Source organism: Streptomyces sp. NPDC057438, assembly GCF_042802995.1.
Lineage (GTDB): Bacteria > Actinomycetota > Actinomycetes > Streptomycetales > Streptomycetaceae > Streptomyces.
Window position 1 is genome coordinate 49521 of the sequence record NZ_JBHVDD010000005.1, and the last position, 12368, is coordinate 61888.

Annotated in this window: 8 protein-coding genes; 4 read left to right on the forward strand and 4 right to left on the reverse strand. The window is 73.3% G+C overall.

The genetic code is table 11. From position 1 onward, the window contains the following. The first annotated feature begins 526 nt into the window (after positions 1-526). The 4 genes from ACFU5F_RS05255 (at position 527) to ACFU5F_RS05270 (ending at position 6709) form a co-directional block, all read left to right on the forward strand. Positions 527-742, forward strand: coding sequence for a hypothetical protein (locus tag ACFU5F_RS05255; RefSeq protein WP_005484006.1), 216 nt, complete (start codon positions 527-529; stop codon positions 740-742). Between the two features lie 102 nt (positions 743-844). Next, the gene (locus ACFU5F_RS05260; protein ID WP_383882190.1) at positions 845-1651 is read left to right on the forward strand and encodes an HlyD family efflux transporter periplasmic adaptor subunit; all 807 of its coding nucleotides are present in this window, start codon (positions 845-847) and stop codon (positions 1649-1651) included. Continuing rightward, positions 1648-3885 (forward strand): NHLP family bacteriocin export ABC transporter peptidase/permease/ATPase subunit, encoded by a 2238-nt coding sequence (locus ACFU5F_RS05265; RefSeq protein WP_383882193.1) that lies wholly within the window; start codon positions 1648-1650, stop codon positions 3883-3885. The genes ACFU5F_RS05260 and ACFU5F_RS05265 overlap by 4 nt, the downstream gene beginning before the upstream one ends. Position 3886: 1 nt before the next feature. Further along, positions 3887-6709: an NHLP bacteriocin export ABC transporter permease/ATPase subunit gene (locus ACFU5F_RS05270; protein ID WP_383882196.1), complete on the forward strand. Its 2823-nt coding sequence runs from the start codon at positions 3887-3889 to the stop codon at positions 6707-6709. Between the two features lie 279 nt (positions 6710-6988). Here ACFU5F_RS05270 and ACFU5F_RS05275 read toward each other — a convergent pair whose 3' ends face one another. From ACFU5F_RS05275 to ACFU5F_RS05290, 4 genes are all read right to left on the reverse strand, one after another. Then, the gene (locus ACFU5F_RS05275; protein ID WP_383882199.1) at positions 6989-8281 is read right to left on the reverse strand and encodes an MDR family MFS transporter; all 1293 of its coding nucleotides are present in this window, start codon (positions 8279-8281) and stop codon (positions 6989-6991) included. Continuing rightward, positions 8278-9744 carry an ABC transporter permease subunit gene (locus ACFU5F_RS05280; RefSeq protein ID WP_383882475.1) on the reverse strand — a complete coding sequence of 489 codons (1467 nt, stop codon included), beginning with the start codon at positions 9742-9744 and terminating at the stop codon, positions 8278-8280. Before ACFU5F_RS05280 ends, ACFU5F_RS05275 begins: the two co-directional genes overlap by 4 nt. A 299-nt stretch (positions 9745-10043) precedes the next feature. Then, a complete protein-coding gene (locus ACFU5F_RS05285; protein WP_383882202.1) occupies positions 10044-11537 on the reverse strand; it encodes an ABC transporter substrate-binding protein in 1494 nt (497 codons plus the stop codon). Positions 11538-11606: 69 nt separating this feature from the next. Beyond that, on the reverse strand, positions 11607-12161 hold the full coding sequence (locus ACFU5F_RS05290; RefSeq protein ID WP_383882204.1) for a GNAT family N-acetyltransferase: 555 nt from the start codon (positions 12159-12161) through the stop codon (positions 11607-11609). Between the last annotated feature and the right edge of the window lie 207 nt (positions 12162-12368).

Here is a 12368-nt window from a genome sequence, read left to right on the forward strand (position 1 = left end):
CGCACGTCATGTCACGACTTCCCGCCCGGACCCTCTGTGGGCCGCCTGTGCGCGCGGGCGGCCGGCTCCGCGTCCGGCACCCTCGGCGACGGTCCGGTAGCGGTCCGTCCCCCACGGGGGCCGGGAAACCGGCTTCCGGGAATCTCCACACCGAATGCCCAGCGGGGTCACGGCCGAGCGGAGTTCTGCACACGGGTGACTCGTGTCCCGCGCCTTTCAGGCGGACTGTCCCATTCGTTTCCCGGACCGCAATGAACCGCGTATGACGATGCCCCGATCCGTGTGAAGAAGCTGCCCCCAACCCGTGCCCGCTCCTGCACGGATGCACCGTCATGGTCACCAAGCGCGCTGGTGGGAGGCCCAGTTGATTGGAAGTGCGCGGCGGCGTTCTGCTTTGATCCATCGCACCGCGGGGGCCGCCCGACTCTCGGAGACGAGAGCGGGCAACCCCGTGCGCGGCCGTCGTTCTGTCCCCAGAAGGGGGCCGCTCCCCCCTATGAAGAGCTATACGAAGGGAAGTTCCCCCATGAACTCCACCCCCCAGGTCGAGACCGCCGAGATCTCGGACGCCGCCCTCGACGCCGTTTCCGGTGGCCTGTCCGTCAACGCCGTCGGCACCGTCACCGGCCTGGTGGACGGCGTCGCTCCGGTCTCCGGCCTGGTCAACACGGCCGTCGGCACCGTCGAGGGCGTCACCGGCCTGAACACCGCCCCGGTCACCAGCCTGGTCGCCGGTCTCTGATCGAGCCCCGGTGCCGCTGAGTCCCGGAACCACCTGACCGGTTCCGGGACTCTCCGGTGCCCGAACGTCCTCCCCCCGAGTCGCGCAGGTGAGGGAAGTCCCGTGCAGTTCCGCCAACAGGCCCTCGCCAAGCTCCAGTCACCGGAGGAACTCGACCTGCCGGTGCGGTTCGCCCGCCCGCAGGGCTGGCTGGTGCTGTCCGTGACGGTGGCCGCCATGGCCGCCGCGTCCGTGTGGGCCGTCACGGGTTCCGTCGCCTCCACCGTCAGCGCCCCCGCCGTCCTCACCCACGGCCAGGGCAGCTACATCCTGCAGAGCCCCGTCGCCGGCCAGGTCACCGCCGTGCTCGCGCGGCAGGGCGAACGGCTGCCCGCCGGGGCCCCGGTCCTCAGGGTCGCCACCGCCGACGGCGAGAAGGTCGTACGGTCCGTCGCCGCCGGCCGGGTCTCCGCGCTCGCCGCCACGATCGGCCGGATCATCAGCACGGGCGCCGACGTCGCGGCGATCGAGAAGGTCGCCGATGCCGACGACCCGCTCTACGCGACGGTGTACGTCCCCGCCGAGAGCGCCGCCTCGATCCCCGACGACGCCACCGTGGACCTGACCGTGCAGTCGGCGCCCACCCAGCGGTACGGCGTGCTGCGCGGCCATGTGAAGAAGGTGGACCGCGCCGCGCAGACCCCGCAGTCGATCGCCGCGTTCCTCGGCGACACCCAGCTGGGCGAGCAGTTCACCAGGAAGGGCCGGCCGGTCGCCGTCACCGTACGGCTGGACCGCAGGGCGTCCACCGAGTCGGGCTACGCGTGGTCCTCGCAGGACGGGCCGCCGTTCGAGCTGACCTCCATGACCATGGCCACCGGTTCGATCCGGCTGGCCGACGAGCGTCCCGTCGATTGGCTGCTCCCGTGACCGCGTCCCAGGACACCGCCCGGCCGCCGGTGCGCGGCAGACGCAAGGCCGCCCCGCAGAAGCGCCCGGTGCCCAAGGGCCGGCAGCGGACGGTGCGTACGCCGACCGTGCTGCAGATGGAGGCCGTGGAGTGCGGGGCCGCCTCCCTCGCCATGGTCCTCGGCCACTACGGACGGCATGTCCCGCTGGAGGAACTGCGCATCGCCTGCGGTGTCTCCCGCGACGGCTCCCGCGCCAGCAACGTGCTGAAGGCGGCCCGCAGTTACGGTCTGACGGCCAAGGGCATGCAGATGGACGTGGCCGCCCTCGCCGACCTGAAGGCCCCGGCCGTCCTGTTCTGGGAGTTCAACCACTACGTCGTCTACGACGGCATGGGGCGCCGGTTCGGCCGGCGCGGCGTCCACGTCAACGACCCCGGCAAAGGGCGTCGGTTCGTGCCCATGGAGGACTTCGACGCCGGCTTCACCGGGGTCGTCCTCGTCATGGAGCCGGGCGACGACTTCGCCAGGGGCGGCCGCAGGCCCGGTGTCCTCGGCGCCATGCCCGCCCGGATGCGCGGCACCGCCGGCACCCTGCCCGCCGCCGTGCTCGCCAGTCTGCTCCTGGTGGCGGTCGGCGCGGCGGTGCCCGCGCTCAGCCGCACCTACATCGACATGTTCCTGATCGGCGGTCAGACCTCCCTGCTGGGTGTGCTGTTCGGGTCGATGGGCGCCTGCGTGCTGCTGACGGTCCTGCTGACCTGGCTGCAGCAGGCCAACCTGCTGCGCGGCCGGCTGATCTCCTCGACCCTGTCCAGCGCCCGCTTCCTGCGGCACCTGCTGCGGCTGCCCGTCACCTTCTTCTCCCAGCGCAGCCCCGCCGACCTCGTCCAGCGCCTGCGCTCCAACGACGCGGTCGCCGAGACCCTGGCCCGCGACCTGGCGGCCGCCGGTGTGGACGCGGTCGTCGTCGTCCTGTACGCCGTACTCCTCTACACCTACGACCCGCAGCTCACCTTCGTCGGTGTCGCGGTGGCTCTGCTGAACGTGGTGGCGATGCGGATGGTGATCCGGCTGCGCGCGACCCGTACGGCGAAGCTGCGCGCCGACAACGCCCGGCTCGTCACCACGGCGTACACCGGTCTGCAGCTGATCGAGACGATGAAGGCGACCGGCGGCGAGGAGGGCTACTTCCGCAAGTGGGCCGGGCAGCACGCCACCACACTGGAGGAGCAGCAGCGGCTCGGCGTGCCGAGCGCCTGGCTGGGGGTCGTCGCGCCGACCCTCGCCACGCTCAACAGCGCGCTCATCCTCTGGATCGGCGGCATGCGGGCCGTCGAGGGCCATATCTCCGTCGGCCTCCTGGTCGCCTTCCAGGCGCTGGTCACCCGGTTCACCGCGCCGATCACCCGCCTGAACGGCGTCGCGGGCCGCATCCAGGACTTCGCGGCGGACGTGGCCCGCCTCAAGGACGTCGAGAACTTCCGGGCCGACCCCCTGTACGCCCGCCCGGACGCCGCCGAGTCCACCCGCCGACTGCGGGGCCAGGTGGAACTGGAGAACATCACCTTCGGCTACAGCCCGCTCGACACCCCCCTGCTCACCGGCTTCGACCTCACCGTCGGCCCCGGGCAGCAGGTGGCGCTGGTCGGCGGCTCCGGCAGCGGCAAGTCGACCGTGTCCCGGCTGATCTCCGGTCTGTACGCCCCCTGGGAGGGGGTGATCCGGATCGACGGCCGGCGTCTGGAGGACATCCCGAGGGGAGCCCTGGCCGCCTCGGTCTCCTTCGTCGACCAGGAGGTCTTCCTCTTCGAGGGCACGGTCCGCGACAACGTGGCCCTGTGGGACCCGTCGATCCCGGACGAGGCCGTGACGGAGGCGCTGCGGGACGCGGCCCTGTACGAGGTGGTGGCGCGCCGGCCGGGCGGCATCCACAGCAGGGTCGAACAGGACGGCCGTAACTTCTCGGGCGGTCAGCGGCAACGCCTGGAGATCGCGCGGGCGCTGGTCCGCCGGCCCAGCATCCTGGTCCTCGACGAGGTGACCAGCGCGCTGGACGCGGAGACCGAACTGATCGTGATGGACAACCTCCGCAAGCGCGGCTGCGCCTGTGTGGTGATCGCCCACCGGCTCTCCACGGTCCGCGACAGCGACGAGATCGTCGTCCTGCGGCACGGCACGATCGTGGAGCGCGGACGGCACGAGGAGCTGGTGGCACGCGGCGGCGCGTACGCCCAGCTGGTCAGGGAGCACTGAGTTGACGTCCCCGTCCGGCGAGGGTGACCTCGTCCTCGCCGCGCTCGGCGCCCTCGGCACCCCCCTCGACTGCGCCGGACACACCCGCCTCGACCTCGAAGGCCCGCAGACCCTGTGGCTGGTGGCCTCCGGCGCCCTGGACCTGTTCGCGGTCGACGCCGGCGGGCAGGGCCACTGGCACCATCTGGGCCGTCTGGAGGCGGGCGCGCTGCTGCTCGGCCCGGTCGCCGGGCCCCAGCACACCCTGGTCGCCCGCCCGCTGCGCGACTGCGTGGTGCGGCGCATCGGCCTGCGCGAGCTGTACCAGCAGGCGGGCACCGGGAGCTGGTCGTACGACGCCTGGGGCAACCCGCAGCTCGTCCCCCCGCAGACCAGCCCCCTCGAACACGCCCTCGCGCTGGGCGTCGGCCGCGGTCTGTCCATCCTCTTCCAGGCGCCGATGGCCACCGAGCAGGCCGCCGCGCCCACCGACGACGACGTGTTCTGGATGCGGGTGCCGCCCGGCAGCGTCCAGTACGGCTCGCTGTACGGCGCGGAGGCGGCGGCCGATCTGCTGATGGACTCCGGGGTCTGGCAGAGCATGGTCGACCAGCAGTTCCGGCTGCTCGCCACGCTGGACCGCTGGATCGAACAGCTGGAGCGCACCCACGAGGACCGAACGGCCGCCGGGATCAAGGCCGGTGAGGCCGTGCGCGCCCAGGCCGACCGCACGCTCCTCGCGTCCATCGGCAGGCCCTCCGGAAACCGGCGGACGACCGCCGCCGACGCGGACGCCACGTACGCGGCCTGCAAACTCGTCGCCCGGACGGCCGGGATCACCCTCTTGGAGCCGGCGCGGAGCGGCACCGAGAGCGACCGGCTCGACCCGGTGGAACGCGTCGCGCTCGCCTCCCGGGTGCGGATCCGCGCCGTACGTCTCGCCGGGGGCTGGTGGCGGGAGGACGTGGGCCCGCTGGTCGGGCACCGGGCGCTGTCCGGGGCCCCGGTGGCGCTGCTGTGGCGGCGCGGCGGCTATGTGGCCGTGCAGCCCTCGTCCGGCCGGGAGACGCCGATCGAGAAGGCGAACGCGGCGGAGTTCGAGCCGCGGGCCGTGATGTTCTACCGCCCGTTGCCCGAACGGGTGCTGAGCCCGCTGCGGCTGATGCGGTTCAGTCTGCACGGCACGCGGGGCGACATGACGGGGCTGCTGCTCAGCGGTCTGGTGACGGTCCTGCTCGGCTCGCTGGTGCCCGTCGCGACGGGCCAGGTCCTCGGCGAGTACGTGCCGAAGGCGCAGGAGGACCTGATCGTGCAGGTCTGTCTGGCGATCATGCTGGCGAGCGTGGTGTCGGCCGCGTTCCTGCTGCTGCAGAACATGACGATTCTGAGGTTGGAGGGCCGGATCGAGGCGACCCTCCAACCGGCGGTCTGGGACCGGCTGCTGCGGCTCCCGACCACGTTCTTCGCGTCGCGTTCCACGGGTGAACTGGCCGGCGCCGCCATGGGCATCAGCGCGATCCGCCGCACCCTGGCCGGGGTCGGCCCGGTCGTCGCCCAGTCGGTGACCGTCGGCGCCGTGAACCTCGCACTGCTGCTCTGGTACAGCGTGCCCATGGCCCTGGCGGCGATCGGCATGCTGCTGCTCGTGGCCGCCGTCTTCCTCGGCCTCGGCCTGTGGCAGATACGCTGGCAGCGCCGCCTGGTGGTCCTCGGCAACAAGCTCGACAACCGGGCCTTCCAGACCCTGCGCGGTCTGCCGAAGCTGCGGGTGGCCGCCGCCGAGAACTACGCGTACGCCGCCTGGGCGGGCGAGTTCGCGCGCAGCCGGGAGCTGCAGCAGAAGGTCGGCGGCATCAAGAACCTCAACACGGTGCTGGGCGCGGTGTATCTCCCGCTGTGCACCCTGCTGATGTTCATGCTGCTGGCGGGGCCGGCGCGGGGGTCGATGTCGGCGGCGGAGTTCCTGACCTTCAACACCTCGGTGACGATGCTGCTGACGTCGGTCACGCAGCTGACGGGCGCGTTCGTGTCGGCGGTCGCGGTCCTCCCTCTGTTCGAGGAGATCAAGCCGGTGCTGGAGGCGACCCCCGAGGTACGTACGGCGAGCACCCGCCCGGGGGTCCTCACCGGTGCGCTGGAGGCGCGCCGGCTCTCCTTCCGCTACGCCGACGACGGCCCGCTGGTGCTGGACGACGTGTCCTTCGCCGTCGGGTCCGGCGAGTTCGTGGCGATCGTCGGCCCGAGCGGCTGCGGCAAGTCGACGCTGCTGAGGCTGCTCATCGGCTTCGACAAGCCGGTCTCCGGCAGCGTGCTCTACGACGGTCAGGACCTCGCCGCCCTCGACCGGTCCGCCGTGCGCCGGCAGTGCGGTGTCGTGCTCCAGCACGCGCAGCCGTTCACCGGCTCGATCCTGGACGTCATCTGCGGGACGGAGCCGTTCACTCCCGAGGAGGCGATGGCGGCGGCGGCCATGGCGGGCCTCGCCGAGGACATCCAGCGCATGCCGATGGGGCTGCACACCATCGTCCAGGGCAACGGCGCGATCTCCGGGGGACAGCGTCAACGTCTGATGATCGCGCAGGCGTTGATCCGTCGCCCCCGCATCCTCTTCTTCGACGAGGCCACCAGCGCGCTCGACAACGAGACGCAGCGGACGGTGATCGAGAGCACGCGTGCGCTGAACGCGACGCGGGTGGTCATCGCGCACCGGCTGTCCACGGTGATGGACGCGGACCGGGTGGTGGTGATGGAGGACGGCAAGGTGGCGGAGGTGGGGCCTCCGGCCGAGCTGCTGGCGAACCCTGCCGGGCGCCTGCACGAGCTGGTCCGCCGTCAGATGGCCTGAGGGGCGAGAGGGTCGCCGGGGCGGGTGCGTGGGGGCTGGTCGCCGGCAGTTCCCCGCGCCCCTCAAAGCAACAGGCCCCCGCGGCCTTGCGAGTCGGCCGGCGGCGGGCCTGAAAAGCAGCGGGCGCAGCCCCTGCTTTTCAGGGGCGCGGGGAACTGCGCGAGAAGCCCCACCGGGCGGACGCGTGGGGGTCGAAGGGGCGCAGCCCCTGGACGGGGGCACCTCCCGCTCGAGCGAAGCCGAGAGTGGGGGAGGGACGGGTAGGGGCGGCGGGGGCGCTCACCCCCGGCGCGGCAGCAGCAGAACCGCCGCGACCGGAACCACCGCGAGCACCCCCCACGGCACCGCCCCCGACACCCCGGCGTCCATCAACGCCCCCACCCCCGCACTACCCGCCAGCACGATCAGCCCCGACACGGACGACATCGCCCCGGTGTAGAGCCCCAGCCGCCCCTCGACCGCAAGATCCGGCACCCACGCTCGCGCCGCCGGCGCCACCAGCATCTGCCCCACCGTCAGCAGCACCACGAACCCGGCCGCGGGCAGCAGCCCCGCGTACCCCGTCCACCGGGCGGGCAGCGCCACCGCCACCACTCCGAACCCGCCCGCGACGAGCAGCAGCCCCACCGCCATGGACCGCCGCAGATCCAGCCGCGCCCCCACCCACCGGGTGACCGGCAGCTGCGCGGTCACCACCAGCAGCGAGGACAGCCCGAACAGCCAGGCCAGCGCGGACTGCGCCCCCGTGGCCCGTTCCACCTCGTCCGGGAGCAGCAGGTAGAGCTGGTTGTAGCCCAGGAGGTATGCCCCGTACGCGCAGCACAGCGCCAGGAACCGCCGGTTGCGCAGCAGCCCGCCGAGGCCCCCGCGCACCTCGACGCGTTCGCGGCCCGGTATGTGCTGCGGCAGCAGCCGGGCGTGCCCGGCGAGGACGAGCACGAAGACCCCGGCGCCCGCGAGACACACCACCCGGAAGTCCACGGCCAGCAGCAGCGCGCCGAGCAGGGGCCCGACGAACGCCCCGGCCTGTCCGGCCACCGTGAACAGCGCGAGGACGTTCGTGCGGGGGCCGCCGCCCGATTCCTCCCAGGCCACGGCCTGCCGGGCGACCTCGGACTCGACCGCGGGCGAGAACAGGGCCGCCGCGAAACCGATCAGCAGGACCGACCCGATGACCGACCAGTCCGCGTCTGCGTGGCCGAGCCAGGCGAACCCGGCGATCCGCAGCGCGCATCCCGCCAGCACCACCGGCCGGACGCCGTAGCGGTCGGCGAGCGCGCCGCCCACCACGAACAGCCCCTGCTGGCTGAAGGTCCGCAGTCCGAGCACGAAGCCGACCATCCAGCCGGCCATGCCGATCGCCGTACCCAGATGCTCGGCGAGGAACGGCAGTACGGCGTAGAAGCCCACGTTGAAGGCGAGCTGGGTGAGGATCAACAGCCGCAGCAGCGGGTCGAGGCGCGCCCAGGTGCCTCGCCGGGACGGCCCGGCGGTGCTCTTCCCGGGAGCCAGGTCCGGTGTCCTCCGCTCCGGTATGCCGCTCACCGACTGCTTCTCCTGGCGCTCGGTCATCCGGTCTCTCCGACGGCGGGAACGGCGGTCTTCGTTCGGCGTACGGCCCCGGCGAGCCGCGGGCGCGGCCACCGCACCCCGCCCGCGGCCGTGACCGCGAGCGCGCCGAGGAGGGCGAGGGCGGTGGCGGGGCCGAGGACGGCCCAGGGGGCGCGTTCGGCGTAGGGCTGGTTCTCGGCGAGGAGGAGGCCCCATTCCGGGTCCGGCGGCTGGGCGCCCAGACCGAGGAAGCCGAGGCTGGTCAGGGCGAGGGCCACGCCGGGCAGCCGGAGGAGGGCGTGGCGGGCGACGGGCGGCAGGACGGCGGGCAGCAGTTCGCGGCGGAGCAGATAGCCGTCCCCCGCGCCGAGCCCCCGCGTGGCCGTGATGTGGGTGGTGGCCCGCTCCTGTTCGAGCAGGGCCGTGGTGTGCGCGGCGAGCGGTACCCAGGCCACGGCGGCGACGGCCAGCGCCGGTGTCGTCGCCCCGCTGCCGGCGACTCCGGCGACGAGCAGTCCGGCGAGGACCGCCGGGATCGCGTTGACGGTGTCGACGAGGGGCCCGGAGAAGCGGGGCAGCAGTCCGAGGAGCAGGCCCGCGAGAAGCGCGGCGGCGCTGATGGTGACGGCCAGGGCGAGGGTGGTGAACGCCCCGTGGCCGATCCGGGCGAGCAGGTCGCGGCCGAGCGCGTCGGTGCCCAACGGGTGGGCCCAGGAGGGGGGTCGGAGCCGGGCGCCGGTGTCGAGGGCGAGCGGGTCACGGGTCAGGCCGAGCGCGACGACCGCGAGGAGCAGCGTGCCGTGGAGCAGAGGGGTGCGGCGGGGCGCGGGCGGCTTCGGGGGGTGCAGGGAGTGCAGCGCGCCGTCGCGGAGGGCCGGGCCGATGAGGAGGCGGGCGGCGAGACGGGCGAGAGCTCCGGCGAGGGCGGCCAGCAGGACGAGGGCGAGGGTGCCGGCCTGGAGGACGGGGAGGTCCTGGGCGATGGCGGCCTGGAGGGTGGTGCGGCCGAGGCCGGGTATGTCGAAGATCTGCTCGACGGTGACGGCACCGCCGGTGAGTCCGACCACGAACAGGCCGATGTTGGGCAGGAGTCCGGGGACGCAGCGGCGTACGGCCTGACGGGCGGTGGAGCGTCCGGATATGCCTCGGGCGGCGGCGGCGAGCGCCCAGGGCTCGGCGAACGCGCCGGGCAGCAGGTCGTCGAGCATCCGGCCGAGCAGCGCGCCGGCGGGCAGGCCGAGGGCGAGGGCGGGCAGCACCGTCCACTGCGGCCCGTACCAGCCGAGCGCGGGCAGCCAGCCGAGGTGCACCCCGACGAGGACGGCGAGCACGGAGCCGGTGAGGAACTCGGGCAGGGCGGCGAGCATCGCGGCCAGGCTGCCGCCGCCTCGGCGGTCGTCGAGGCGGCGGTGCGCGCCGAGCCACAGGGTGCGGGCGCAGACCGCCGCGGCCGTGGCCGCCGCGACGAGGAGCGCGGCGGCCATCAGGAGCAGGGAGGCGCCGAGGGCCTGGACGACGGCAGGGGTGACCTCCGCGCCGGAGATCCACGAGCGGCCCGCGTCACCGCGCACCAGCCCGCCGCACCACTGTCCCAGCAGGCGCAGCGGGCCCGCGTCGAGGCCGATCTCGTCGCGTACGGCGGCCAGGACCTCCGGCGTGGGGTCGCGTTCGGCCGAGCGCGCCTTGAGGACCGTGAGCGCGGGGTCCGTGCGCGACAGCCACGGCAGCAGACCGATGCCGCACAGCAGCGTGACGGCGAGCAGGGCCCGCCAGAGTGCCCGTCTCAGCGCCGGGTCCCCGTTCCGACCAGGGTGCGCTCGTACGGGTCGAGGATCACTCCCTGGACCGAGGCGCCGACGCCGGTGATGATCTTCTGGTGGACGAGCGGGACGGTGGCGTCCGTCGCGAGGATCGCGGCCTCGGCGTTCATCGCCGCCTGCTGCCGCTTCGCGGTGTCGGCCTCCTTCGCGGCGGCGGCGACGGCCCGGTCGACCTTCTTGTCGCAGAGCTGGGCGAGGTTGTAACTGCCGTCGCAGGTGAAGTCGCTGGCGAGGATGGAGACGGGGTCACCGGTGTCGAGCAGGGAGTTGCGGGCACCGACGAGGGCGTCGAACTTGCCCGCGAGGGCGTCGCTCTCGAGCCGGGAGTACTCGCGGACCTCCAGCTTCACCTTGAACCCGGCCTTCCGGAGCTGCTGTTGCAGCACCTGGGCGACCTCGGGCAGTTCGGGCCGGTTGTCGTAGGTGGCGATGGTGATCGCGGTGCCGTCGGCGTCGGCGGCCTTCGCGCGTCCGGCGGGCTCGACGCGCTTGTCGGCGGCCCAGGTCACGGCGGGTCCGAAGATACCCGCTCCGGCGTCGGCGTGGCCCTCGTAGACGTCCTCGGCGAGGACGGAGCCGTCGACGGCCTCGCGGGCGGCGGCCCGGAGCTTCGGGTCCTTGAAAGCGCCGGACTCGGTGTTGAGCAGGAGGCTGGTGGTGCGGGTGGTGGCCGTCTCGCGCCCGGTGCCCTTGTCCAGGGTGGACACCTGGGCCACGGGGACGGACTCGGCGATGTCGACCTGGTCGGTGCGCAGGGCGTTGGTGCGGGCGGAGCCGTCGGCTATGAAGCGGGCGTCGATGCCGCTCGCCTGGGCCCGGCCACCCCAGTACGCGTCATAGCGGTCCAGGGTGGCGGCCGTGGTGCCGGTGACCTCGGTCAGCTCGAAGGGGCCGGTGGCCGTGCCGACCGGGTTCACGCGCTTGGCGCCGTAGGCCTTGGCGGACAGGATCGCGAGGCCGGGGCTGGTGAGCCTGAGCGGCAGGGCGGGGTCCGGGCTCTCGGTGGTGACCCGCACCTGCCGGTCGCCGCTCGCCTTCGCGGTGAGGGTGACGCCGGAGAGCGCCGCGGGGACCGGCTCGGCCTCCGTGGCGTGGAGGAGGGCGGCGGCGACGGATGCCGGGGTGACCTCGGTGCCGTCCTGGAAGGTGGCCTCACGCAGGGTGAAAAGCCAGTTCCGGTCGTTCTCACGGGTCCAGGACTCGGCGAGCGCGGGGGCGGGGACGCCGTTGGCGTCCAGCTCGGTGAGTCCCTCGGTGACGCCGAGCCGGCTGAGGAGGGTGGCGTCGGCGCCGTAGGGGGAGAAGTTCTCCGCGGGCGGGAAGGCCAGGGCCACCCGCAGCCGGGAGCCGCCCTCGGACGAGTCGTCGGTGGAGTCACCGCCCGAGGCGAAGCAGCCGGTCAGCACGGGGGCGAGGAGCAGGCCGGCGACGACGCGACGGCGGCGGGGAGTACGCATGGTCCTTGGTTCTCTGTGAGGACAGGGGGGTGGCGGTGGTGCGCGACGCAGCCTACATGAGAATGATTTTCATACCGTGATGGGGGGACCGGCGGGCACGGGCAACGGGATCTCGAAGTGCACGACCCGCTCCCCCGTCACCTCGCGCTCGTCGCACACGGCCACCCCTTGCGACCGCCAGAAGGCCTCGGCGCCGGCCACCCCGGGATCGGTGTGCAGATAGACCGAGCGGTAACCGCCGTCGGCCGCGGCGAAGTCGAGCAGCGCGGCGACCAGCCGCCGGGCCAGCCCGCGCCGCCGGTGCTCCGCACGTACGTACACACGGCGCAGCTGGGCGGTCTCACCGGAGGGGTAACGCTCGGCGAGCCGACGGGGGTTGGGCGGATGGGCGGGCCCCCGGGAGTCCAGTGCCCCGGTGGCGACGACCGTGCCGTCCCGCTCGTCGACCGCCACCAGCAGAACATGCCGGTCGGGGGCGACGTAGGCACCGAGCGGATCGATGACGTCCCCGTGCCAGCGCGGCACATAACCCGTGCCGAAGTCGCGGTAGAGGGTGTCGAGCATCACCGTACGGGCGCTGTCGAGGTCGTCGGGTCCCGCGACCCTGATGTCGTAGGTATGCACCTGCACATCATATGCAAGAAAGCTGATCATTCCGATCAGTGGTGCGAACGTTCGCCGACGGAGACATCTGAGCGGCGGCCTTCCCGGGCACCCGCGCGGCCTGCCCTCCGCCGGGCGTGTGCGACGGCGCCCGGTCGGCCGGTATGCGACCGTGCGCCACCACCCGCCGAGCGGGTCACGCGTGCGCGGGCGCCTCACGGGTACTCC

Coding starts and splice junctions, on each gene's coding strand:
- ACFU5F_RS05255 (WP_005484006.1), top strand. CDS start 527: ATGAACTCCACCCCCCAGGTCGAGACCGCCGAGATCTCGGACGCCGCC.
- ACFU5F_RS05275 (WP_383882199.1), bottom strand. CDS start 8,281: ATGACCGAGCGCCAGGAGAAGCAGTCGGTGAGCGGCATACCGGAGCGG.
- ACFU5F_RS05280 (WP_383882475.1), bottom strand. CDS start 9,744: ATGGCCGCCGCGCTCCTCGTCGCGGCGGCCACGGCCGCGGCGGTCTGC.
- ACFU5F_RS05285 (WP_383882202.1), bottom strand. CDS start 11,537: ATGCGTACTCCCCGCCGCCGTCGCGTCGTCGCCGGCCTGCTCCTCGCC.